This window comes from Alsobacter ponti, from assembly GCF_024294805.1.
GTDB classification, from domain to species: Bacteria; Pseudomonadota; Alphaproteobacteria; order Rhizobiales; family Beijerinckiaceae; genus Alsobacter; species Alsobacter ponti.
Genome location: NZ_JANCLU010000001.1, coordinates 423,736 through 448,509, shown reverse-complemented (window position 1 = coordinate 448,509; position 24,774 = coordinate 423,736). Strand labels below are relative to the sequence as shown.

Annotated in this window: 18 protein-coding genes; 9 read left to right on the top strand and 9 right to left on the bottom strand. The window is 72.1% G+C overall.

Features of this window, described 5'->3' with window-relative positions:
- Positions 1 to 35: 35 nt before the first annotated feature.
- Complete coding sequence (locus NK718_RS02155) at positions 36 to 1,289, bottom strand: TIGR03862 family flavoprotein (protein ID WP_254738136.1); 1,254 nt, start codon at positions 1,287 to 1,289, stop codon at positions 36 to 38.
- Between the two features lie 39 nt (positions 1,290 to 1,328).
- On the opposite strand from NK718_RS02155, the gene NK718_RS02150 reads away from it, so the two are divergent.
- From NK718_RS02150 to NK718_RS02115, 8 genes are all read left to right on the top strand, one after another.
- Positions 1,329 to 1,721: a hypothetical protein gene (locus tag NK718_RS02150; protein WP_254738134.1), complete on the top strand. Its 393-nt coding sequence runs from the start codon at positions 1,329 to 1,331 to the stop codon at positions 1,719 to 1,721.
- A gap of 70 nt (positions 1,722 to 1,791) precedes the next feature.
- Positions 1,792 to 2,967, top strand: a complete 1,176-nt coding sequence (locus tag NK718_RS02145; RefSeq protein WP_254738132.1) for a vWA domain-containing protein — start codon at positions 1,792 to 1,794, stop codon at positions 2,965 to 2,967.
- Positions 2,968 to 3,355: 388 nt separating this feature from the next.
- Positions 3,356 to 4,810, top strand: a complete 1,455-nt coding sequence (locus NK718_RS02140; protein WP_254738130.1) for a YcjX family GTP-binding protein — start codon at positions 3,356 to 3,358, stop codon at positions 4,808 to 4,810.
- On the top strand, positions 4,807 to 5,862 hold the full coding sequence (locus NK718_RS02135; RefSeq protein ID WP_254738128.1) for a YcjF family protein: 1,056 nt from the start codon (positions 4,807 to 4,809) through the stop codon (positions 5,860 to 5,862). Before NK718_RS02140 ends, NK718_RS02135 begins: the two co-directional genes overlap by 4 nt.
- Before the next feature lie 162 nt (positions 5,863 to 6,024).
- Entirely contained in the window at positions 6,025 to 7,392 is a 1,368-nt protein-coding gene (locus NK718_RS02130) for a flagellar hook protein FlgE (protein WP_254738125.1), read from the top strand.
- Positions 7,393 to 7,417: 25 nt separating this feature from the next.
- On the top strand, positions 7,418 to 9,220 hold the full coding sequence (gene flgK, locus NK718_RS02125; RefSeq protein ID WP_254738123.1) for a flagellar hook-associated protein FlgK: 1,803 nt from the start codon (positions 7,418 to 7,420) through the stop codon (positions 9,218 to 9,220).
- 10 nt (positions 9,221 to 9,230) lie between these two features.
- Positions 9,231 to 10,733, top strand: a complete 1,503-nt coding sequence (locus NK718_RS02120; protein WP_254738120.1) for a flagellin — start codon at positions 9,231 to 9,233, stop codon at positions 10,731 to 10,733.
- Positions 10,734 to 10,805: 72 nt separating this feature from the next.
- Positions 10,806 to 11,399 (top strand): hypothetical protein, encoded by a 594-nt coding sequence (locus NK718_RS02115; RefSeq protein WP_254738118.1) that lies wholly within the window; start codon positions 10,806 to 10,808, stop codon positions 11,397 to 11,399.
- Between the two features lie 113 nt (positions 11,400 to 11,512).
- On the opposite strand, the gene NK718_RS02110 is transcribed toward NK718_RS02115, so the two are convergent.
- The 4 genes from NK718_RS02110 to NK718_RS02095 all read right to left on the bottom strand — a co-directional run bounded on the left by NK718_RS02110 (position 11,513) and on the right by NK718_RS02095 (position 14,112).
- Entirely contained in the window at positions 11,513 to 11,956 is a 444-nt protein-coding gene (locus NK718_RS02110) for a universal stress protein (protein WP_254738116.1), read from the bottom strand.
- 182 nt (positions 11,957 to 12,138) lie between these two features.
- Positions 12,139 to 13,176 carry an NAD(P)/FAD-dependent oxidoreductase gene (locus tag NK718_RS02105; RefSeq protein ID WP_254738114.1) on the bottom strand — a complete coding sequence of 346 codons (1,038 nt, stop codon included), beginning with the start codon at positions 13,174 to 13,176 and terminating at the stop codon, positions 12,139 to 12,141.
- Between the two features lie 137 nt (positions 13,177 to 13,313).
- Entirely contained in the window at positions 13,314 to 13,634 is a 321-nt protein-coding gene (locus tag NK718_RS02100) for a 2Fe-2S iron-sulfur cluster-binding protein (RefSeq protein ID WP_254738112.1), read from the bottom strand.
- 94 nt (positions 13,635 to 13,728) lie between these two features.
- Entirely contained in the window at positions 13,729 to 14,112 is a 384-nt protein-coding gene (locus NK718_RS02095; protein ID WP_254738110.1) for an Hpt domain-containing protein, read from the bottom strand.
- A gap of 359 nt (positions 14,113 to 14,471) precedes the next feature.
- Here NK718_RS02095 and NK718_RS02090 point away from each other — a divergent pair, with 359 nt between their 5' ends.
- Complete coding sequence (locus NK718_RS02090; protein WP_254738108.1) at positions 14,472 to 20,486, top strand: apolipoprotein A-IV repeat region-like domain-containing protein; 6,015 nt, start codon at positions 14,472 to 14,474, stop codon at positions 20,484 to 20,486.
- A 93-nt stretch (positions 20,487 to 20,579) separates the two neighbouring features.
- On the opposite strand, the gene NK718_RS02085 is transcribed toward NK718_RS02090, so the two are convergent.
- From NK718_RS02085 to NK718_RS02070, 4 genes are read right to left on the bottom strand one after another with little or no spacing between them, the layout of a single operon-like run.
- The gene (locus NK718_RS02085; RefSeq protein ID WP_254738106.1) at positions 20,580 to 21,248 is read right to left on the bottom strand and encodes an ABC-type transport auxiliary lipoprotein family protein; all 669 of its coding nucleotides are present in this window, start codon (positions 21,246 to 21,248) and stop codon (positions 20,580 to 20,582) included.
- Positions 21,245 to 22,768, bottom strand: a complete 1,524-nt coding sequence (locus tag NK718_RS02080) for an MlaD family protein (protein ID WP_254738104.1) — start codon at positions 22,766 to 22,768, stop codon at positions 21,245 to 21,247. The genes NK718_RS02085 and NK718_RS02080 overlap by 4 nt, the downstream gene beginning before the upstream one ends.
- Before the next feature lies 1 nt (position 22,769).
- Positions 22,770 to 23,579 carry an ABC transporter ATP-binding protein gene (locus NK718_RS02075; protein WP_254738102.1) on the bottom strand — a complete coding sequence of 270 codons (810 nt, stop codon included), beginning with the start codon at positions 23,577 to 23,579 and terminating at the stop codon, positions 22,770 to 22,772.
- A gap of 7 nt (positions 23,580 to 23,586) precedes the next feature.
- Positions 23,587 to 24,720 carry an MlaE family ABC transporter permease gene (locus NK718_RS02070; protein ID WP_254738100.1) on the bottom strand — a complete coding sequence of 378 codons (1,134 nt, stop codon included), beginning with the start codon at positions 24,718 to 24,720 and terminating at the stop codon, positions 23,587 to 23,589.
- Positions 24,721 to 24,774: the final 54 nt, after the last annotated feature.

Below are 24,774 nucleotides of genomic sequence, written 5' to 3'. Positions count from 1 at the left end.
AAGGGCGGCCAAGGCGGCAAGCGGGGACGGGCCCGTCACGCCGCGCCGCGCGCGTCGAGCCATGCCGCCATCCCCGAAGCGGCGGCGTGGCCGGTGGCGAAGCAGGCCTGCAGCAAATAACCGCCGGTGGGGGCCTCCCAGTCCAGCATTTCCCCCGCCACGAACACGCCCGGCAGGCGGCGCAGCATGAAGGCGTCGTCGACCTCCCCGGCCGCCACGCCGCCGGCGGAGGAAATGGCGCGCGCCAGCGGCCGCGTCGCCACGCAGCGCAGCATCACGCCCTTGATGAGCCGGGCGAGGCCGTTGGGCGTCGGCGGCGGCGCATTGCCGCAGGCCTCGCGCACCAGCCCGATGGCGACCGGCGACAGCCCCGCCGCCTTGCGCAGGCGGTTGGTCAGCGACTCGCCCTGGCGGCCGCCGACCGTGCTGGCCGCGAGGCGCTCCACCAGCTCGGCCTCGCGCAGGTCCGGCTTGAGGTCGACATAGAGCCGCGCCTCGCCGGCGGCGGCGATGGCGTCGCGCATGTCGGCGGAGAGCGCGTACACCGCCCCGCCCTCCAAGCCGTGGGCGGTGACGACGAACTCGCCGCGCAGCCGCGTGCGGCCGTGGGTGAGCGCCACGCCCTTCACCGGCGCGCCCGCGAAGCGCTCGCGGAACACCGGCGACCAGTCGACATCGAAGCCGCAATTGGCCGGGACGAAGGGCGACATCGCGACGCCCCTCTCCGCCAGCGCCGGCGTCCACGCGGCGTCGGAGCCCAGCCGCGGCCAGCTCGCGCCGCCCAGCGCCAGCAGCGTGGCGTCGGCCGCGACGCGCTCGCGCGCTCCCGCCTCCGTCTCGAACAGCAGCGCCCCGTCCGCGTCCCAGCCGAGCCAGCGCCGGCGCGGGGCGAGCCGGACGCCCATCCCGTCGAGCCGGCGCAGCCAGGCGCGCAACAAAGGCGAGGCCTTCATGGCGCGCGGGAACACGCGCCCGCTGCTGCCCTCGAAGGTCTCCTGCCCCAGCCCGTTCGCCCACGCCACCAGCTCGGCGGGCGGGAAGGCGCGCACGGCCTCGCGCACCGCCTCCGCCGCCGGCCCGCGATAGCGCGGCAGGAAGGCGTCGAGCGGTTCCGCGTGGGTGAGGTTGAGGCCGCCGCGCCCGGCGATCAGCAGCTTGCGCCCCGGCGAGGGCATGCGGTCGTAGACGGTGACGGCGAAGCGGCCGCCGCCCTGGCGCGCCAGCGTCTCGGCCGCGAAGAGCCCGGCCGGGCCGGCGCCGATGACGGCGATGTGAAACGATGCGGGCATGGAGCCTCCTGCCGCAGCCTGTACAGGATCGCGCCCCGCATGCACAGGCCGCCCCTCGCCAAGGGGCCTCACCTTGACAGGCGCGGCGGGCGGGACCACCTGAGGGACATGGAGGCCTCCGAGGGAATGATCCGCTTCATCGACATCCGCAACGGGGAGGTCCGCGCCGCGCGCCTGCCCGGCTGGGCCGTGGCGCTCGGCGGCGCGGCGGCGCTCGCCGTCGGGCTCGCCGTGCTCGTTCTCGGCGTCGGCCTGCTGCTGGTGCTCGCCCCGATCGCCATCGGCGGCGCGCTGATCGCGCGCTGGCGGCTGAGGAAGGCGCTGCGCGAGGCGCGGACGCTCTACGCCGAGCGCCAGGCGCGCGACGGCGTCATCGAGGGCGATTTCCGCGTCATCGACGACGGCAGGACGGACGACGGCAGCAGGCGCTGACGCTTCGATGCGCGCGGTCTTCGGCCGCGCCTTGCCTTGCCCCCGCCGCGCCGTGCTCTAATCTCGCGCCATGCTTCTGCAGTTCTTCCTCAATCTGCGCCAGGCCAAGGCGCCCGTGACCCTGCCGGAATATCTCACCCTGCTCGAGGGGCTTGAGAAGGACTGCGCGCAGCGTTCCGTCGAGGATTTCTACTTTTTCGCCCGCGCCTGCCTGGTGAAGGACGAGCGCAACCTCGACAAGTTCGACCGCGTCTTCGCCGCCACCTTCAAGGGGCTGGACACGCCCACCGATCCGCTGGAGGACGCCGCCATCCCCGAGGAGTGGCTGCGCTCGCTCGCCGAACGCTTCCTCACCGACGAGGAGAAGGCGAAGATCCAGGCGCTCGGCTGGGACAAGCTCTGGGAGACGCTGCGCGAGCGGCTGCGCGAGCAGAAGGGCCGCCACCAGGGCGGCAGCAAGTGGATCGGCACGGGCGGCACGTCGCCCTTCGGGGCGGACGGCTACAACCCCGAGGGCATCCGCATCGGCCAGGAGAAGAACCGCAATTTCCGCGCCGTGAAGGTGTGGGACCGCCGCGAGTTCAAGGATCTCGACGACACGGTGGAGCTGAACACGCGCACCATCAAGGTGGCGCTGCGCCGGCTGCGCAAGTTCGCCCGCACCGGCGCGGCCGACGAACTCGACCTCGACGCCACGATCCGCGAGACGGCGCATCACGGCTATCTCGACGTGCGGCTGCGGCCGGAGCGGCGCAACGCCGTGAAGGTGCTGCTGTTCCTCGACGTCGGCGGCTCGATGGACTGGCATGTCGGCCAGGTGGAGGAGCTGTTCTCGGCCGCGCGCTCGCAGTTCAAATACCTGGAGCACTTCTATTTCCACAACTGCCTCTACGAGGGCGTGTGGAAGTCCAATCGAAGGCGGCGCGAGGAGCAGACGCCGACCTGGGACATCATCCGCGCCTACCCCGCCGACTATCGCGTCGTCTTCGTCGGCGACGCCTCGATGAGCCCCTACGAGCTGGCCGCTCCCGGCGGCTCGGTGGAGCACTGGAACGAGGAGCCCGGCCAGACGTGGCTCGCCCGCGTCCTCGCCCATTTCCCCCACGCCGCCTGGATCAACCCGACGCCGCAGGCGCACTGGGGCTACACCCACTCCATCCAGATGGTCCGCCAGCTCGTCGCCAACCGCATGTTCCCCCTCACGCTGGACGGCCTCGACGCCGCCATGCGCGAGCTGGCGCGATAAAGGGTGGAACGGGCCTCCGGCCCGCCCTTGGGGTTGCGGGCCTCCGGCCCGCCCGTCCCCGGACTGGTGCAGCGAAGCGGAACCAGATCCGGGGTCCAGCGCAATATGTCGCGCGCAGCGCGTCGTTACGGCCTTTTCGATTGAGCGCCGCTTCGCGGCAACATCCATGCGCTGGCCCCCGGATATGCCTCCGCTCACGCTCCGGCATTCCGGGGACGGGCGGACTGGCGTCCGCCCATTGCGGCCGGCGCAAGGTCTTGCCGGCGGCGGGCTTTCGACCCGAGTTGATGGGCCACCACCCAGGCGCATCGAAGCCGCGTCGCGGCCCCTCCTCGTCAGACGGCCTCCGCATCCCTAGATTGAGGCTGGTCCCGGAGTGACGCCGTCCTTGTCTCCCATCTTCGAAATCGTCGACGACGCCCGCATCGCCGCCCGCGCGCTGGGGGATCGGCTTGCCGGCATGCGCCATCCCACGCTGCGGCTGGGCGTCACCGGGCTGTCGCGCTCGGGCAAGACGGTGTTCATCACCGCGCTCGTCCACGCGCTGTCGCGCGGGGCGCGGCTGCCGGTGTTCCGCGCCGCCGCCGAGGGACGCATCAGGCGCGCCTTCCTCACGCCGCAGCCCGACGACGCTGTGCCGCGCTTCGCCTACGAGGACCATCTGGCGGCGCTGGCCGGCCCGGACCGGCGCTGGCCGGAGTCGACGCGCCGCATCGCCGAACTGCGGCTGGTGATCGAATACGAGAGCCGCGGCGGCTGGTTCGCCGGGCCGCGCACGCTCACTCTCGACATCGTCGACTATCCCGGCGAATGGCTGCTCGACCTCGCGCTGCTCGGCAAGGATTTCGCCCGCTGGTCGCGCGACACCGTGGCCGCCTCGCGCGGGCCTGCGCGGCGCGACGTGGCCTCCGAGTTCGTCGCGGCATTGGCCGGCGTCGACCCGGCCGGGCCAGCCGACGAGGAGACCGCGCGCCGCGTCTCCGAGCTGTTCAAGGCCTCGCTCGCCGCCGCCCGGCGCGAGCCCTTCTCGTTCTCCGCCCTGCCGCCCGGCCGCTTCCTGATGCCCGGCGACCTCGAGGGCTCGCCCGCCCTCACCTTCGCGCCGCTCGACCTGCCCGAGGGCTTCGTCGCGCGGTCCGGCTCGCTCGCCGCCATGATGGAGCGTCGCTACGAGGCCTATCGCGACCATGTCGTGCGGCCCTTTTTCCGCGACCATTTCGCGCGGCTCGACCGGCAGGTGGTGCTGGTCGACGCGCTGGCGGCGCTCAACGCCGGGCCTGCCGCCGTGGAGGATTTGCAGACGGCGTTGCAGGAGGTGCTGGAGGCGTTCCGCACCGGGCGCAACTCGCTGCTCAGCCACCTGTTCAGCCCGCGCATCGACCGCGTGCTGTTCGCCGCCACCAAGGCGGACCATCTGCACCACACCAGCCACGACCGGCTGGAGGCGGTGCTCGGCCTGCTCGTCGAGCGCGCCAGGTCGCGCGCCGCCGGGCTCGGCGCCGCCGTCGACCTCGCCGCCGTGGCCTCGGTGCGCGCGACGCGCGAAGCCCGCGTGGCGCACGGGCGCGAGCGCCTGCCGGCCATCGTCGGCACGCCGCTCGCGGGCGAGGTGATCGGCGACCAGCGTTTCGACGGGGAGACCGAGGCCGCCGTGTTCCCCGGAGAGCTGCCGGCCGATCCCGAGCAGGCGCTGGCGCAGGCGGGCGAGACCGAGATGGGCCTGCGCTTCGTGCGCTTCCGCCCGCCGGTGGCCGCGCCGGCCAGCGACGGCAAGCCCGGCCCGCTGCCGCAGATCCGCCTCGACCGCACGCTGGAATTCCTGCTCGGAGACAGGCTCGCATGACCGGCAAGGACACCGCCCACGGGCGCGGCCACAAGGCGCCCCGCGCCTTCCGCCTCGACGACCCCAACGTCGTACTGGCCCCGCGCGGCGTCGAGGCCGAGGCGGCGCGCGGCGGCACCGTGATCACCGAGACGGCCGACCCGGACGCGTTCGACGCCCCGGTCTCGGCCGCGCCGCCGCCGCGCCGCGCCGGGATCGGCTGGGCCTCGCTGCTCTTTTCCGCGCTGTTCGGCCTGTTCACGCTGTGGCTCGTCACCTCGGTCGAGGCTTACGTGTCGGAGCTGCTGGTGCGCCAGCCCGCGCTGGGCTGGCTGGCGCTGGCGCTGGCCGCGCTGGCCGTGCTCTCCATGCTGGCGCTGGCGGCGCGCGAGCTGCGCGGCGTGTGGCGCGCGCGGGCGGTGGCGGCGCTGCGCGACCGCGCCGCGGCGACGCTGGCCAGCGACGACCGCGAGGAAGGCCGCGCCGTGCTCGCCGCGCTCGACGACCTCTACGCCGCGCGGGCCGAGACGGCGCGGGCGCGCGGCCGGCTGGCCGAGACGCGCGACGACATCATCGACGGCGCGGACCTCGTGCGGCTCGCCGAGCGCGAGCTGATGGAGACGCTGGACCGCGAGGCGCGCATGGCGGTGGCCGGCGCGGCGCGGCGCGTCTCGCTCGTCACCGCCATCTCGCCGCGCGCCGCCATCGACCTGATCTTCGTGGCCGCGCAGGCGCTGCGGCTGGTGCGCCGCGTGTCGGAAATCTATGGCGGACGACCGGGGATGCTCGGCTTCCTGCGCCTGCTGCGCGCCGTGGGCGGGCACCTCGCCGTCACCGGCGGCGTCGCGGCGGGCGACAGCCTGGTGCAGCAGGTGCTCGGACACGGCGTCGCGGCGCGGCTGTCGGCGCGGCTCGGCGAAGGCGTGCTGAACGGCCTGCTCACCGCGCGCGTCGGCCTGTCGGCCATCGCCGTGTGCCGGCCTTTGCCCTTCGCGGCGCTGAAGCCGCCGGGCGTCGGCGACGTCGCCGGCTTCCTGCTCGACCGCGAGGGCCCGGCAAAACCTGCCGGGTGAGCCGGCGCGCCGGGCGCTTCCTGCCGCCCGCGCGGACCTACCCCGCCCACCCAAGCCGCTGATTTCGCGGCACATTCCTCGTGGCACGCGGCTTGCGACGCCTCAAGCGACAAGCCGTTCGTCCGGGCCAGGGGGGCCGCGGCGCGGCTCACGAGGATCGTCATGAGCGTATTCGGTGCCATGAACACGGCGGTGGCCGGCCTGCGGGCGCAGTCCTTCGCGCTCGAGAACATCTCCGACAACATCGCGAACTCGCAGACGACGGGCTACAAGCGCGTCGACACGAGCTTCATGGAGCTGGTGCCCGATTTCCCGCTCAACAGCCAGATCGGCGGCTCGGTGATGTCGTTCTCGCGCGGCACCAACACGCTGGCGGGCAACATCACCAGCACCGGCGTCGGCACCAATTTCGCGCTCTCCGGCGAAGGCTACGTGGTGGTGCGCGACCGCGTCTCCTACTCGGCCGGCGTGCCGGTGTTCGCGGCGCAGGACCTGTACACGCGGCGCGGCGATTTCGAGCGCGACAAGAACGGCTACCTCGTCAACGGCGCGGGCAACTACCTCGTGGGCTACGCCGCCGACCCCACCACGGGCGTCATCAGCTCCGGCGCGCCGGACGTGCTGCGCTTCACCGACGACCAGTTCCCGGCCAAGGCGACCTCCTCCATCGAGTACAAGGTCAACCTGCCGAGCTATCCCAAGACCAGCAACGCCAGCACGGCGACCGCCAATTCCGAGCTGATCGTGACGCCCCCCGCCGTTCCCCCGGCGACGGTGGCCTCGAACGCCGAGCAGGCCTTCCTCGACCGCACGGTCTCCGGCGGCAGCATGACCGTCTACGACGACCTCGGCACGCCGATCACCCTGCAGCTGCGCTGGGGCAAGACGGACAGCGTCGCCAATGGCGGCGTCGACACGTGGAACGTCTATTACATGAACGACAGCTCCGCGACGGCGGCCACGGCGCCGGCGGTGACGAAGTGGACCAATCTGGGGACCAACTTCACCTTCGACTCCACGGGCCAGCTCACCTCCGGCTCCACCGCGACGCTGACCGCGCCGACCATCGACGGAACGACGCTCGGCAACATCACGATGAACTTCGGCACGGGCGGGCTGACGCAGTTCGCCGACATCAGCGGCCAGATCAAATCCAACACCGTGCGGCCCGACGGCTACGCCGCCGGCACGCTGGACGGCATCACCATCAACGACTCCGGGCAGATCATGGCCGCCTACTCGAACGGCCAGACGCGCGCCGTGGCGCAGATCGCGGTGGCGCAGTTCAGCGCCGACAACGCGCTGAAGCGCCTCGACGGCGGCGCGTTCGCGGAGACGCTGGAGTCCGGCCCGCCGACCTACGCCAACGCCGGCGTCAGCTTCATCTCCGGCTCGCTGGAGGGCTCCAACACCGACATCGCGGAGGAGTTCTCCAAGATGATCATCACGCAGCAGGCCTACTCGGCCAACACGCGCGTGGTCTCCACCTCGCAGCAGATGTTGCAGGACGCGATCAACATCATCCGCTGACCGCGCCTGACCCCGGAACCCGACGATGAGCCTCGCCTCCGCCCTGTCGAGCACCCTCTCGGGCCTGCGCGCCACGCAGGCCCAGATGGAGATCATCTCGGGCAACGTCGCCAACGCCGACTCGGTGGGCTACTCCCGCCGGGTCGCGGTGCTCAACGAGTCCGTCGCCGACGGCGACGTCAACGGCGTGCGCCTCGGCGGGGCGCAGCGCCTGCTCGACGTGATCCTCCAGCGCGAGTTGCGCGCCGAGAGCGGCGGCTCGGGCTACAGCGCCGCCCGCGCGGCGTTCGCGGACCGGCTGCAATTGCTTTTCGGAACGCCAGGCTCGTCGTCCTCGCTGGACGCGCTCTACAACGCCTTCACGCAGTCGCTCGACACGCTCACCGGCGATCCGTCGAACAGCCTGGCGCGCTCCCGCGTGCTGAGCGCGGCGGGTTCGCTCGCCGACTCGGTCAACGCCATCGCCAACGGCATCCAGCAGCTCCGCATGGACGCCGAGCAGACGATCGGCTCCGACGTGCAGCGCGTCAACGAGCTGCTGGCCGGCATCCAGTCGAGCGACGCCAAGGTGCGGGCCAGCGGCGGCAAGGACCCCGCTCTGCTCGACCAGCGCGACGCGCAGATCAACGAGCTGTCCCGGCTCATCGACGTGAAGGTCGCCGAGGGGGCGGACGGCGGCGTCACCCTGTCCACGCAGGCCGGCCTGACGCTGCTCGACGCCAGCGGCCCGACCAAGCTCTCCTTCGACGGGCGCGGGACTTTGTCGGCGACGAGCCTGCTCGGCGCGGCGACAGGCTCCGGCGTCGGCGCCATCGTCGCCACCTTCCCCGGCGGCGGCACGGCCGACGTGACGGGGCAGAAGCTGATCCGCTCCGGCGAGATCGCCGCCCTGCTGGAGATGCGCGACACCACGCTGGTGGACGCGCAGGCGCAGCTCGACGAGTTCGCCGCGGGGCTCTCCACCGCGCTGTCCAACCGCGCCGTCGCGGGCGCGCCCGTCGCCGGCGGGTTCACCGTCGACATGACCGGCGTGCAGCCCGGCAACGTGCTCACCGTCGACGTCACCACGCCCGGCGGGAGCCAGCGCTACAGCTTCGTCGCGGCGAGCGGGGCACTGCCTTCGGGCGCGACGGCTGACCCCACCGATATCGAGACGCCGATCGACTTCGCCGGCGGCATGGCGGGCGCGGCTTCCGCCATCCAGGCCGCGCTGGGCGCGGGGTTCACGGTCACGCAGGCCGGCGGCGTGCTCACCATCGCCGGCGCGGGCGCGTCCGTCGTGAACGCCGCCTCCGCCTCCATCACCAACACCGGCGCGTCCGGCGCGGGGCCGGAGCTGCCGCTGTTCACCGACGGCGGCGCCGCCTACACGGGCTCGTTCGAAACCGGTTCGCAGAAGACCGGCCTGTCGGCGCGGCTGCGCCTCAACGCCGGGCTGACCGGGCAGGACCTCGTCGTCTACGCCGCCGGCACGCCGGCGGGCGACGCGACTCGGCCCACCTTGCTGCGCGACAGGCTCGCCAGCGCCGCATTCGCCTTCGCCCCGGTCGGCGGCGTCGGCGCGCCGGGCGCGCCCTTCAGCGGCACGGTGGGCGCGTTCCTGCGCCGCGTCGTCGACCAGCAGGGCGCCAACGCCGCCTCCGCGCAGCGGCTGAACGAGGGCCAGCAGGTCGTGCAGGCCTCCATCGAAAGCCGCTTCTCCAAGGCGAGCGGCGTCAGCGTCGACCAGGAACTCTCCAGCCTCGTCCAGGTGCAGAACGCCTACGCCGCCAACGCCCGCATCATGAGCGCCATCAAGGAGATGATGGACGTGCTGATGAGACTGTGAGGCCATCGCCATGACCGTTCTCTGGCCCACCGCCGCCTCCGTGTCGCAGGATTCCGTGCGCACGCGCCAGACCGCCTCGATGTTCACGCAATTGCGCGGGACCGCCGAGGATTTGCAGCGCCAGCTCTCGACCGGCCAGGTCGCCGACACCTGGGCGGGCCTCGGGGCCGACCGCTTCCGCAGCCTCGACCTGCGCGCCCGCCTCGCCAATTTCGACACCTGGTCCGACACGATCTCCAGGACGCAGACGCGCCTGACGCTGATCGACCAGTTCATCGGCCAGATCGACAAGAACCGCACGTCGCTGCGCAACGAGCTTTCGCCCTCCGGGCCCGTCTTTCTGTCGAGCAACCAGACGGTCGGCCAGGACATCGCGCGCAGCCGGCTGAGCGAGGCCATCGACATGCTCAACCAGCAGGTCGACGGCGTCTATTTCTTCGCCGGCCGCGCCAGCGACACCAAGCCCGTGCTGCCGATGGCGACGCTGCTCGACGGCGTCGGCGCGCAGGCGGGGCTGCGCACGCTGATCGACGAGCGGCGGCAGGCGGACCTCGGCACGGGGACGGGCCGCCTCGCGACCTCCATCGCGGGCGCGACGGTGAGCGTGACGGAGGACGCCGCGCCCTTCGGCATGAAGCTCGCGTCCGTCACCTCCAACCTCGCCAACGCGACGACGACCGCGCCCGCCGGCGCGCCGCCCTCCGCCTCCGTGACGCTGGCCGGCGACCCGCGCGACGGCGACACGCTGACCTTCACCTTCAACCTGCCGGACGGCGGCACGACCGACATCGTGCTGACCGCGCGCACCACCGACAACCCCGGCGTCGGCGACGACTTCGCCATCGGCGCGACGCCCGCCGACACCGCCGCCAATCTGAAGGCCGCGCTCGACACGCAGATCGCCCGCAAGGCGGCCACGGCGCTGTCCGCCGCCTCGGCCATGGCGACGGCGCGCGACTTCTTCCGCACCGACGGCACGGCCCCGACGCGCGTCGTCGGGCCGCCTTTCGCCAGCGCCACGGCGACGACCGCCGGCACGGCCGCCGACACGGTGATCTGGTACCGGGGCGACACCAGCGCCGATCCGCGCGCCACGACGACGGCGCGCGTCGACGAGGGCCAGCCGGTCGGCGTCGGCGGGCAGGCCAACGAGCCCGCCTTCGCCGAGACGCTGGCGCAGCTCGCCGTGCTGGCGACCGAGACCTACCCGTCGAGCGACGCCAACCGCGTCGAGCGCTACGGCGAGATGGTGGCGCGGGCGAAGGCGCCCGCCGGCGCGCAGACGCTCCAGGAGATTCAGCAGGACTTCGGCATCGCCTCGGCGCGCGTGGCGACGGCGAAGGCCCGCAACAGGGACACGCAGGGGACGCTGAAGGACGCGCTCTCGGGCATCGAGCAGCCCGACACCAACACCGTCGTCGCCGCCCTGCTCTCCGTGCAGAACCGTTTGCAGGCCAGCTACGAGACGACCTCGATGCTCTCCAAGATGTCGCTGGTGAACTACCTCGGCTAGGCGCGGCAAGCGCGGCTTGCCAAGGCCGCGCCCGGGCCGGATAAGGGTGCGCCCGCCGGAAGCCCGCACGCCATGACAGACGACACCGACGCGCCCGTCTACCGCCAGCGCCCGAAGCCGTTCGGCTTCGAGGTGACGTACCGGCTCGATCCGGCGCATCTGTTCGTCGACACCGGCCGCAAGCAGGAGCGCATCCCCTATGCGCGGATCGTCGCGTGCCGCCTCTCCTACCGCCCGGCCAACGTGACCTCGCAGGGCTACCGCGCGGACTTGCGGATCGAGGACGGCCGCGCGCTGCGGCTCGGCAACCTGTCGTGGAAGACCTATTTCGAGGCCGACCGGCAGGACGACGCCTATCGCGCCTTCATCACCGAGCTGCTGGCGCGCGTCGCCGCGGCGAACCCGAAGCTCGCCTGCGTGGCGGGGCGGCCGTTCTGGATCTGGGCGCTGGGCGCGCTGGCCGGCGCGGCGATGGTGGCGGCGCTCGCGGTCGCTTTCGCCGTGGCGCTGGCCAACGCGGCATGGCCGCTGGCCGGGCTGACCGCCTTGTTCCTCGTCCCGCTGGCGGGACAGGCTTGGGCGATGGCGCGCCGCAACCGGCCGACGCCGTTCGCGCCGCCTTCCATCCCGCCGCTGGTGCTGCCGAAACCCGGCCGGTCGGGCTGAGGATCGACGCGGGATCGGCGCGCCAGGGGACAAACGTCACGGGCGGCCCAAAGGCCGCCCGCGCGCAGGATGATCGATGAGCGCCGCTGGGGCGGCGGCCGCGTCGGCGAGGCTCAGGCCGCCGGGGCTTCCGGCTCACGCACGACCAGCACCGAGCAGTCGGCGTGGCGCACGATGGTGGAGGCGTTCGAACCGAGCAGGTACGTCGCCATGCCGGGGTGGTGCGAGCCGATGACGATGAGGTCGGCCTTCTGCTTGGCGGCCTCGGCCAGCACCTCGTTGTACACCGAGCCCATGCGCACCACGCTGGAGACGCGCTCCTTCGGGAAAGTGAGCGCGGCGGCGATCTCCGCCAGCTTCTTCTCGGCGTCGGACTGCTGCTCCTCGTCGAAGGACGGCGGCACGTATTCCATGAAGGTCACGGGCAGGATGGAGCGGACATAGACGAGAACGATGTTGGCGTCGGTGATCGCCCCGAGCGCGACGGCGCGCTTGAGCGCCGGAGACGAGACTTCCGGCTCGGCGAGATCGACAGGGACGAGAATGGTCTTGAACATGGGGGAATCCTCCTGTGCCCGTGGCGTCAACCTAGGACGCCAGAGGGCGGCGGACGTTGAGGCAAGTCAACCTGCATTCAAGCAAATCCGCCCCGTCGGTTGCGCGGGTCGCCGGCACGAATAAGCCCGCCGCCGGACGGGCGACGGGCTCTCGATAAAAGCGGATGGCGCGGCGGCGGCGCTCAGGCGACGCCGAGCTTCTTCTGCAAATTGGTCGACGACGTCGTGTATTGGAACAGCAGCTTCTTCTCCGGGTAGACGTAGCGGTGCACCTTCTGCGCCGCCAGCGCCGCCTCGTGGAAGCCGGACAGAATGAGCTTCAGCTTGCCGGGATAAGTGTTGATGTCGCCGATGGCGAAGATGCCAGGGGTCGAGGTCTCGAACTTCTCGGTGTCGACCGGGATCAGGTTCTCGTGCAGGTTCAGGCCCCACTCGGCGACCGGCCCGAGCTTCATGGTCAGCCCGAAGAAGGGCAGCATGGCGTCGCAGGCGATCTCGAAGACCGAGCCGTCATTGCCCTTGCACAGCGCGGCCTCCATGCGGCCATCGGCGCCGCGAAGGCCGGAGACCTGCCCGATGCGCAGGTCCATCTCGCCCTTTTCGACCAGCTTGCGCATCCGCTCGACGCTGTGCGGAGCGGCGCGGAACTCGTCGCGCCGGTGCATCAGCGTCACGCGCCTGGCGATGGGCTGCAGGTTGAGCGTCCAGTCGAGCGCGCTGTCGCCGCCGCCGACGATCAGGATGGAACGGTCGCGCAGCGCCTCCATCTTGCGCACGGCGTAGAAGACGCTCTTCTCCTCGAACTCCTCGATGCCGGCGATGGGCGGCTTCTTCGGCTGGAAGGAGCCGCCGCCGGCCGCCACCACCACGCTCTTGCATTCGAAGGTCGTGCCGGCGTCGGTGACGACGCGGAAGCGCGGCGCGACGGGCGTGCCGAGCGGCGTCACCTCCGTCACCATTTGCGACAGGTGAAAGGTCGCGCCGAACGGCTCGATCTGCTTCATCAGATTGTCGACGAGGCCCATGCCGGTGACGATGGGGAAGCCGGGAATGTCGTAGATCGGCTTCTCGGGATAGAGCTCGGCGCACTGCCCGCCCACCTTGGGCAGGATGTCGATGAGGTGGGCCTTGATGTCGAGCAGGCCCAGCTCGAACACCGCGAAAAGCCCCACCGGGCCGGCTCCGATGATGACGACGTCCGTCTCGATGGTCTCGGTCATGTCCTCGCGTCCAATCCTCGGCGCTCGCCATTCAGGGGTCCGGCGGCGCGCCGGCCTTTCGCCGCCGCGCGCCCCCTCTTAATTCAGCAACGCGTATTGGGAAATAGGGGCTAATTACATATATTATACGTAATTAATCAACCCTGCCGCTCGGGGGTGTGGACGACGAGGCCGTCCAGCTCGGGTTTCACCTTGATCTGGCAGGACAGGCGCGAGTTCGGCCGCACGTCGGAGGCGAAGTCGAGCATGTCCTCCTCCATGGCCGCCGGCTCGCCGACCGCAGAGCGCCACTGCTCCTCGACATAGACATGGCAGGTGGCGCAGGCGCACGCGCCGCCGCATTCCGCCTCGATGCCGGGCACGCCGTTGCGCACCGCCGTCTCCATCACCGTCGCGCCGATCTCGGCCTCTACGGTGCGGGACGTTCCCTGGAAATCGACGAAGGTGATCTTGGTCATGGACGATCCGTGCGGATGGGGGCCGGCGACCCGGAAGGGTGAAACGGCGCCTATTTAGGACAGGTTGGGCCGGATGAACAGGAGTGCGAACGGGCTAGAGGCCGCCCGAGGGACCGCCTTCGATTAGCCCCGCGACCACGGCGCGCGCCTCGGCGACCGCGGCGTGCAGCGCCGCGATGGCGTCCATGGCGACCGCCTCCCCCTGCAAGGCGACGGCTTCCAGCCGGCGGGCGGCCTCGGCCACCTGCACCGCGCCCACCGCCATCGCCGAGCCGACGAGCAGGTGCGCGGCGTCCCGGCGCGCCGGACCGGTCGGCGCGTCCCAGATGGCGCGCAGCACGCGGGCGGATTGGTCCAGGAACAGGGAGAGCACGTCGCGCACCACGGCGTCGTCGCCCATGGAGTGCCGCGACAGCAGCGCCATGTCGATCACCGGGCTGGTCGTTCCCGCCGATCCTGGCGTCTTGACCCAATCCATGCCTGTCCCCCGCGAGAAATCGGCTTCGCGTCGCTGCCATAAGCGCTGCAATTGGGGCGCGATCAAGATGTCAGGGCAAGGCTTTGGCCCCGACTTTTGGCCGATAACCGCGCAATCTGGCGTGTGCCGCGCCCCGTGCATAGCCCGCGCTTCACTTCTCCTGAACAAGCCGTTAACGACGTTTTGCGAATAGCCGGGCCGCGGGTTTGAATCCGGAACGGCCCCGACTACACTGCGTCTTGGTTAACCGGGTTTCATCGCCCGGCTCCCCCGCCCGAGGCGACCGGAGGAGCGAAGCCGCGCCACCTGCGCGGACGCCCGACGGTGGGCGGCTTGTTGCGTATCGATGCGAGGCTCCGATGGCCCAGACGAAGACGACGGACCCGACCGAAGCGGCGCTCTCCGCCATCCAGGAAGCGCTCAACCTGACCGACACCGAGGTGGCGGCGGGGAACGGCTCGGGCGGATCGCAGGCGGGCGCCGGCCCGGGCAAGCTGCCCGAGGCGTCGGACGCTCCCCTCTTCGGCGAGGTCAAGGTGGAGCGCCCGCGCGACCGCCGCCGCGACGGCAACGGCGCCGGCGAGCCGCGCCGCCCCGCCCCGGGCCGCCCGGCCAACGACGACCGCCGCGCCGTCGGCGAGATCCTGCAGGCGCTGCAGGTTCGCCCCTCGCGCAAGCCCTTCTTCCTCGCCTTCCTCGTCTCGCTGCTGTGGCTCGGCGCCATCGGCTATTACGCCTGGCGTCACTGGGGCCTCACCTGGATGCCGGGCGAGCCCATCGCCCCGCTGCTGGCGCGCCCGGAGATGGGCGTCGCCGCCTTCGCGGCGCTCGCGCCGATCCTCGTCTTCTTCGTGCTTGCCCAGCTCTTCACCCGCGCCCAGGAAATGCGCCTCGTCGCGCGCTCGATGACGCAGGTGGCCATCCGGCTCGCCGAGCCGGAAGGCGTCGGCGCGGATGCCGTCGTCAGCCTGTCGCACGTCGTGCGCCGCGAGGTCGCCGCCATGGGCGACGGCATCGAGCGCGCCCTCGCCCGCGCCGGCGAGCTGGAGACGCTGGTCCATTCCGAGATCGCCACGCTGGAGCGCGCCTACGGCGAGAACGAAATCCGCATCCGCGCGCTGATCGACGAGCTGGTCACGCAGCGCGAGGCCATCCTCACCAACGCCGACCGGGTGAAGGCCTCGATCAGCGGCTCGCACGAGACGCTGCGCGAGGACCTGGCCAGCGCCGCCACGCGCATCGCCCAGGCCGTCGGCGAGGCCGGAGCGCGCGTCACCCAGACGCTCGGGACCAAGGCCGAGGAGATCACCGGCCAGCTGTCGCGCACCGCCGACCAGATGGTCGGCGAGATCGCCTCGCGCGGCGGCGAGCTCGTCAAGCGGCTCGCCGAGACGAGCGAAGAGGTCAACGCCCGCCTCGGCACGGTAAGCGAGAGCGTCGCGGAGAACCTCGCCCGCACCAGCGCCACGCTGGCCGCCAACCTCAACGACGGCTCCGATCGCGTCACCCGCGCCATCGCCGAGACCGGCCAGGGCGTCGCCGAGGCCATCGCCAGCCGCGCCATGGAGGTCAACGAGACGCTGCGCTCCACCGGCGAGACGCTGTCCGCCGAGCTGGGACAGCGCGGCGACCTCGTCGCGCGCCGCCTGGAGGAGACCGGCGGCGCCGTCGCCGACACCATCACCGGCCGTGGCGAGGAGATCGCCCGCCGCATCGCCGAGACCGGCGACCGCCTGAACGAGACGGTCGGCGCGCAGGGCCGCGACCTCGAGCAGGGGCTGGAGGCCATCGGCCACCGCATCGCGCAGTCCGTGGGCGAGCGCGTCGAGGCGACCCGCGAGGCCTTCGCCGAGAGCGCCGAGACGGCGGCCCGCCTGATCGGCGAGCGCACCGAGGAGACGCAGCGCCGCCTGTCGACGCACGCCCAGGCGGTGCTCGACGACATCACCACCCAGACCGGCCGCATCGAAACCACGCTGCGCGCCTCCGTCGAGGGCCTGGCCGAGACGGTGTCCGTACGCGGCGCCGAGATCGGCCAGTCGCTGGCCCGCACGCTGGAAGCGTTCGAGACCACCGTCGTGCATCGCGGCGGCGAGCTGGACCGCGGCCTCGCCGCGCGCCTTGCCAGCTTCGAGGACACCGTCATCGCCCGTGGCGGCCGCCTGGAGCAGGCGCTGGGCGAGCGCGCCGACGCGCTGGAGCAGACGCTGGCCGGCGCCGCCGCGCGCATCGACGAGCGCATCGAGGCCCGCGCCGCGGCGCTCGACGCCGCGCTGCGCCAGCGCACCGACACGCTCGACGCCGCCCTCGCCGACCGCGCGGGCGAGCTGACCGGCGCTGTCTCCGAGCGCATCGCCAGCTTCGAAACCGCGATGGCGGAGCGCGCCGGCGCGCTGACGCGCGGCATCGAGAGCCAGACCGCCGCCCTTTCCGACACGCTGTCGCGCGGCGCCGCCGCGTTCGAGCGCGGCATCGGCCAGCAGACGCAGGCCCTGGAGCGCACGCTCGAAACGCGCGCCGAGGCCATCGCCGCCGCCGTCGACGCGCGCGCCGCCAGCCTGGACAGCCGCCTCGGCGCGTTCGAGACGAGCCTGGAAGGCCGCGCCGCCGCCGTCGAGAAATCGCTCGGCAAGGCGCTGGAGACTTTCGAGGCCGGCGTCCTCGACAAGGGTTCCGAGCTCGCCAGCCAGCTCACCGAGCGGCTGGAGGGCTTCGAAAAGGCCGTGCTGGACCGCGGCGGCGAGCTCGTCGCCCGCATCTCCTCCGACACCCAGACCTTCACCAACGTGGTCGAGAGCCGCCTCGGCGCGGTCGAGGGGCTGCTGGGCGAAGGCGCGGAAGCCATCGCCTCGCGCGTCGAGGAGCGCGTGCGCGCCGCCTCCGCCGCGATGGCCAGCCAGATCGACGGTTTCGAGGGCCGCGCCCTCAAGTCCGGCGAGCAGGTGGCCCGCACGCTCGAGTCCATCTTCCAGCGCATCGACCAGGGCCTCGACACCCGCGCCAAGATGCTCACCGAGACGCTGGCCGGCCGCACGCTCGAAATCGCCCAGCTGCTGGGCACGGGCGGCAAGGAGCTCACCCAGTCCATCGAGGCCAAGGCCGACGAGGCGGGACGCGCCATCGCCACCCGCACCGAGGCGCTGGCCTCCATGCTGTCGACGCGCGCCGACGCGATCAACGCCACGCTGGGCAACCAGGCGAGCGCCATCGCCGAGACGCTCGACAGCCGCGTCACCCGCTTCGAGGAGCGCGTCGTCAACCGCCTCGACAGCGTCGGCGCGACGCTCAACGAGCGCGCCCGCGCGCTCTCCGACACCATCACCGAAGGCGCGGGGTCCGTGGTCACCGCGCTGGGCGAGCGCACGACGGAGTTCGGCAACCTGTTCGCCAGCTCGGAACGGCAGCTGCGCGAGACGATCGGCGGCGGCGCGGAGGCCATGGCCGGCGCGCTCGCGGCCCGCACTCACGAGCTCGGCTCGCTGTTCGCCGAGTCCGAGCGTCGTCTCGCCGAGACGATCAACGGCGGCGCGACGTCCCTCAGCGGCGCGCTGGACGAGCGCGCGAGCCGGTTCGGCTCGCTGTTCGCGGAGTCCGAGCGCCGTCTGGCCGAGACGATCAACGGCGGCGCGACCTCCCTCACCGGCGCGCTGGACGAGCGCGCGGGCCAGTTCGGCTCGCTGTTCGCCGACTCCGAGCGCCGTCTCGCCGAGACGATCAACGGCGGCGCGGCCTCCCTCTCCGGCGCGCTGGACGAGCGCGCGGGCCAGCTCGGCTCGCTGTTCGCCGACTCCGAGCGCCGCGTCTCCGAGACGCTGGCGCGCGGCACGCAGGACGTCGCCGCCACGCTGCAGCAGCGCGGCGCCGAGTTCGGCACCGCGCTCGAAGCCTCGGCGCAGGCGCTGATCGCGTCCGTGACGGAAGGAACGCAGAACCTCGGGGCGACGCTCACCGAACAGACGCGCTCGCTCGACATCGTCATCAGCCAGAAGGGCGGTCGCCTCGTCGGCGACCTCCAGGCGATCAGCGGCGTCGCCGCCAACCGCCTCGCCACCGGCACGGAAGCCGTGCGCGCCGCCTTCGGCCAGCAGGCCGAGGCTCTGGAGGCGCTGTTCTCCGAAAAGGGCGAGCGCCTCGTCTCGCAGATCGCCGAGCAGGGCCGCGCCGCGGCCGACCGCTTCGCCGAACTCGGCGAGGCGACCACGCTGGGCCTCACCGCCCTGCGCGACACCGCCTCGCAGGGCCTGGCGGAGACGCGCGAGGCCGTGACGCGCGACCTCGCCGAACTGGGCGAAGCCGCCAGCCGCTCCATCGCCGAGGCCAGCCAGGCCGCGACGCAGGAGCTGTCCACCGCCGGCGAAGGCCTGGCGCGCACCCTGGAAGAGCGCGTCGCCGCCGTGTCCGAGGCCCTGCGCGAGCGCAGCGCCACGCTGGCCGGCACGGTGGAGATCTCCACCGCGCAGTTGCAGACCGCCATGGAAGACGGAGCGTCGCGCGCCATCGGCCGGCTCGTCACCACCACCGAGCGCCTGCGCGGCGAGATGGGCGGCAGCCTGGAGCGCATCGTTGGGGCCAGCCAGCAGCTCGAGACGCTGCTGACCGGGGCCGGCGACAATCTCGGCCTCGTCGAGAGCACGCTGGGCGAGCGCCTGGCCGCGTTGCAGGAGGCGATGGCGTCCGTCACCACCGAAGCCAACGCCACGGCCGAACGCGCCTCCGCCCAGGTCGAGGCGCTGCGCAACCTCTCCGAGAGCACGCTGAGCGAGGCCGCGAACCTGTTCGAGCGGCTGGAGCAGCAGGGCCGCTCCGTCGCCTTCGCGACGCGCGATCATGCCCGCACGCTGGCCGACACCACCGCCTCGATGGAAGAGATCGAGCACCGCGTGGCGGCCACCTTCGAGGCCCGCAGGTCCGGCCTCGAGGAGATGCTGGCCGCGATCGCCGAGCGCTCCAAGACCGTCGAGGCCGTGTCGGCCGATTTCAGCCGCCGCATGGACGACGCCCTGCGCGCCGCCGAGGAGCGGGCGCGCCAGCTCGGCACGCTGCTGGAGGAGGCGACCCGCACCGGCGCGGAGCGCTTCACGGAGCAGTTCGAGCACCTGCGCACCGCCTCCGCCGCGGAGCGCGAGCGCACCGCCGCGGCCCTGCGCGCCGTACTGGAGCAGACGCTCACCGAAACCGGCGAGGCGCTGTCCGCCGCCACCGGCCGCTTCCGCGACGCCGCCGGCGAGCTGCGCTCGCTGACGTCCCGCGTGCAGGAGGAACTGGACGCCACCCGCGCCGAGCTGCGCCGGGGCGTGCTGGAAATCCCGCAGGAGACGCAGGACACGACCGCCGCCATGCGCCGCGTCGTGGCCGACCAGATCCGCGCGCTCTCCGAACTCACCGCGCTGGTGCGCCGGTCCGACACGGGCGCCGACGTGGCGCGCGCCGAGGCCGAGCAGCCGCGCCGCGCCGCCTCCGGCGGCGGGGCCGTCGAGACTGCGGCGCAGCCTGCCCAAGTCGCGCCTGCCCCAATCGCGCCTACCCAAGTCGCGCCTGCCCCAATCGCGCCTGCCCCGGCGCTCGCCAAGCCGACGATCACCGTGCAGGCCGCTCCGTCCGTGATGGTGACGCCGCCGCCGCGCGCGGAGACGCCGAACGCTTCGCCGCGTCCCCCGGTGGTGACGGTGAAGGCCACGCCTGCCCGGTCCGAGACGCCGGAGCCGCAGGCCGCCGCGCCGAAGCCCGCGCCTGTCGCCTCCCCTGCCCGCGCTGCCGAGAAGCCGGCCGAGGCCCCGGCCGCGCCGGCCCGCCCGGCGTCCCCGCGCCCCGCCCCGACGCGCGAGGCTTCGGCCGCGCCGCGCAGCGGCAAGTGGCTGTCCGAACTGCTCGCCCGCGCCTCGCGCGACGAGGAGGAGCAGAAGCCGATGCCGACGGTGAACGCGCGCCCGGCCCCGGCCGAGCAGCCCGCGCCCGCTTCGGCTCCGTCCGCCGCGCCTGTGCCGGCCGAGGACCCCGCGCCGGCCGCGCCGGAGGCGGACGCCGCGCGCGCCGCGGTGCCGTCGCTCGGCTCGCTGTCGCGCGAGATCGCCGGCATGGTTCGCCAGGACATGGCCGACCAGATGTGGGCCCGCCACGCCCGCGGCGAGCCGGACGTGTTCACGTCCGAGCTCTACACGGAGATCGGAGCGGCCCGCTTCGAGGACTTCCGCCGCCGCTACGCGCGCGACGCCGCCTTCCGCGAGACGGTAAACGCCTATCTCGACAAGTTCGAGGAGTTGCTGGACGAGATCGTCCCCGGCGACCGCGCCTCGCCGATGTTCCGCTCCGTCATGACGTCGGAGGAAGGCAAGGTCTTCACCATGCTGGCCCACGCCAGCGGCCGCCTCGGCTGAGCCCAAGGCGTCCAGCCAAATAAAAGGGCGCGGAGCCGGGCTCCGCGCCCTTTTTTGTGGTTCGTTCTGGTCCGGTCCGGCCGCGATCCGCGCTCAGGCGCGCGAGCCCACCCAGCGGACGATCTCGGTGAGCATCGGCGTCATCACGCCATCGAGCGTCGTGGCGGCCTGCGGGCCGGCGACCTCCGCCAGCGGCGCCGCGCCGCGAAACACGCGCGAGGCGACGATGCGGCCCGTGTTGTCGACGACCTTGGCGGAAATCTCGATCGCCGCCTGCGCGCCCCCGGCGCGCGTCTCGACGCCGAAGAAACGGATGTCGGCCGCCAGCACGTAGTCGGCCGTCAGGCCCGTGCCGGCGCGGCCCACGGCCTTGCCGGCGTTCTCGAAGCTCTGCACCAGCCGGCTTTGCAGGAGGCGCGGCAGCCGGTCGGACCACTGCGCGCCGCCCAGGAAGCTCGTCGAGCCGTCCTCGCCGCGCACGACGAGGCGGTCGCCTTCCAGCGTCTGCAGCGCGACGGGCTCGGCCACCAGCAATTGCGCGCCGCCCGCCGCCTGCCGCGCCGCGCCGCGCGGCAGCGACAGATCGTAGGTGGCGACCGGCCCCGAGCCGGCGCAGCCGGCGAGCAGAAGCAGCCCGGCGAGGCACGCCCCGGCGCGGGCGATGGCGGAACCCCGGGCGGGGCGGCTTGCGATGGGGCTCGCGGGGCTCGGCTCGTGCATGGCGCGGATGGGGCTCGCGGAGAGGGAGGACGTCGGCGTCACGGGCGCCCACCATATTCGGGGATGGAGGGCTTGGCGCCGAAGATGAGCTGCTGCGGATTGCGCTCCAGGCTGCGCAATGTGCGGCTGAGGTCGCCCAGCGTGCGCTTGCCCTCCTGGGTCAGGCTCTCGAAGTCGCGCAGGCCGGGGCCGGTGATGCGCGACACGCCGGCGGTGATCTCCGCGGTGCGCTTGTCGAGGTTGTCGGCCAGCACGCGGATGGACTTCGCCATGTCGGTGATGCTGTTGAGCGCGCCCTGGGTCTTGTCGGAGCCGAGGAAGTTCTGCGCGCTCGTCAGCACCTCGTCCACCTTGTCGGCGGAGCGGTTGAGCTTGGCGGAGAGCTCCTGCGCGTTGCGGACGATCTCGTCGACCTTGTCCGAGTTGGCGCCGAGCGCCGTGGTGAAGCGGTCGACATTGTCGATGGTGCGCGCCACCTTGGTCCCGTCGACGCCCTTCAGCGCCGCGTCGAGGCTCTTGAGGGCCGAGCCGGCGTCGGCGAGGACGCCGTCGATCCGGTCGCCCGCCTTGTTGAGCTTGGCGGTTAGCTCGTTGGCGTTGCGGATCACCTCGGCGACCTGCTGGTTGTTCTCGCCCAGCGTGGTGCTGAACTTGTCGAGCCCGTCGACGACGCGCGCCACCTTGTCCGGGTCGACGGCCTTGAACGCGGCGGAGGCGTCGCCGATCAGTTCGTCGAGCTTGACCGAGGTGTCGTTGAGCCGGCCGGTCAGCTCGCTGGCATTGCGCACGATGTCGCCGATCTTGTCGCTCTGGTCGGCGACCGAGGAGGTGACCTTGCCGACGTCCGAGACGATCTTGCTCACCTCGGCCGGGTCGATCGCCTTGACCACGCGGTCGAGGCTGTCGGAGAGCTTCTGCAGGTCGACCGCCAGCGAAGCGATCTTGTCGGCCGCGTTGCCGGTCGAGGTCATGAACTGCGCGATGCCCGGCGAGTTCTGCGCCAGCGCGTCCGAGAACGTCTCGATGTTGCGCACGGTGTTGCTGATCGAGCCGGCGTTGTCGGCGAACAGCTGGTCGGCGCGCGTCAGCACGTCGTCGGCCTTCTTGGCGAGGCGCTGGGCGCTCTCCAGCAGATCCTGGAAATCCGAGCGGTCGGCCAGGATCACCGGCGGCTGCTTCGGGTCCTTGCTGACCAGCGGCGGGCTGCCCGGCGCGCCGCCGGTAAGCTGGATGGAGGCCACGCCGGTGAGGCCCGTGAACTCCAGCCGGGCCCGCGTGTCGACGTTCATCGGCGTCGTGGCGTCGATCTCGACCAGCGCGACCACCTTGCTGGGATCGTCCTGGAGCAGGTTGAGGTTGGTGACGGAGCCCACCTGCAAACCGTTGTAGAGCACCTGCCCGCCACGCTGCAGGCCGGAGACCGAGCCGGTGAAGATGATGCGGTACTGCTTCAGCGTCGCCCCGGCGTCCTTGCCGGAGAACCAGAACACGAAGCCGAACGCCGCCGCCACCACCGCCAGCGTGAACAAGCCGATCAGGGCGTAGTTGGCGCGGGTTTCCATGTCAGTGTCGTGCCTCCGCGTCGGCCATCGAGTGCGCCCGCTTGCCGTGGAAATAGCTCTTCAGCCACGGATCGTCGGACTCCAGCATCTCGTCGATGGTTCCGGCCTTCAGGATCTTGCCGTCGCCAAGCGCCGCGATGCGATCGCAAACCGAATAGAGGCTGCCGAGATCGTGCGTTACCATGAAAACGGTGAGCCCCAAAGTCTTCTGAAGGGTCGAGATCAACTCGTCGAAGTCCTGCGCTCCGATGGGGTCGAGGCCGGAGGTCGGCTCGTCGAGGAAGACGATGTCCGGGTCGAGCGCCAAAGCGCGCGCCAGCGCCACGCGCTTGATCATGCCGCCGGAGAGCTCGGACGGCGATTTCTCGCCGACGTCCGGCTTCAGGCCCACCATCTCGAGCTTCAGCATGGCGAGCTCGTCCATCAGCCCGTCCGACAGCTTGAGATATTCGCGCATCGGCACCTGCACGTTCTGCAGGACGCTGAGCGAGGAGAACAGGGCGCCCTGCTGGAACAGCACGCCCCAGCGCCGTTCGACGGCGCGCCGGTCGGCGCGGGACGCCTCGTCGAGGTCGACCCCGAACGTGGTGATCGAGCCGGACTGCTTCGGCGTGAGCCCCAGCACGGTGCGTGTCAGCACCGACTTGCCCGAGCCCGAGGGGCCGATGAAGCCGAGGATCTCGCCCCGCATGATGTCGAGGTTGAGGCCGTTCAGCACCAGGCGGTCGCCGAAGCCCACGACGAGGTCGCGCACGCTGATGAGCGGCTCCCGCTCCGCGTTGCGTCCCGGCTCGTCGCGCTCCGCCGCCATCCGCGCCTCAATACTTGATCGCGGCGAAGAACATGGCGAACAGCCCGTCCACCACGATGACCATGAAGATCGCCTTCACCACCGACGAGGTGACGTGCCGGCCGAGCGACTCGGCCGAGCCCTTCACCGCCAGGCCCTCGATCGAGGCGATGACGCCGATCACCAGCGCCATGAACGGCGCCTTGATGAGACCCACCATGAAGGTGTTGAGCGCGATGGCCGATTGCAGCCGCGACAGGAACACCTCCTTGCCGATGCCGCCATAGATCCACGCCACCACCCCGCCGCCCAGAAGCGCGGCGAGGTCGGCGAGGAAGGTCAGCATGGGCAGCGCCAGCACCAGCGCCAGGATGCGCGGCAGCACCAGCACTTCCATCGGGTCCAGCCCCATGACGCGCAGCGCGTCGATCTCCTCGCGCATCTTCATCGAGCCGATCTCGGCCGTGAAGGCGGAGCCGGACCGGCCGGCGATCATGATGGAGGTCAGCAGCACGCCCAGCTCGCGCAGCACCAGGATGCCGGTGAGGTCGACGACGAAGGCGACCGCGCCGAAACGCCGCAGCTGGAAGATGCCCTGCTGGGCGATGATGCAGCCGACCAGGAACGAGATCAGCGCGATGATCGGCACGCTTTGGAATCCGACCGATTCCAGGTGGAACACCACCGAGGTCATGCGGAAGCGCTTGGGATTGGTCGCCACCCGCCCGATGGCGGCCACCAGCGCGCCGAGGAAGGCGACGCCGCCGACCACGTCGCGGCCGGCATTGACCACCGCCTGCCCGACGTCCGACAGCGTGTTGACGAGCACCGAGCCCCGCGCCCGCTGCTGCGGCGTCAGGTCGTGCCAGGCCGTCTCGTGCAGCAGGATGCGCTGTGGCTCGGTCAGCGCGTCGTACTCGGCCGAGGCCCCCGCCCCGGCCAGGCGCGCCCGCGCGCGGTCGACCACCCACGCGCCCAGCGTGTCGAGCCGGCTGACGCCCGAGAGGTCGAGCACCACGCGCTTCGCGTCCCCGGCCTCGGCGGGCAGCCGATCGCCGGTCTCCTCCACGGCTTCCGCCGCGGCCGCGGTCCACGCGCCCGTCAGCGACAGGCGCAGCGCACCGTCGCTTCGCTCGACTGAGAACCCGGGCGTGTCGTCCATTCGGGCGGCATGGCTCCGTGAGGGATGGTCGGTTGAGGTCGTCGCCTCGCGCTT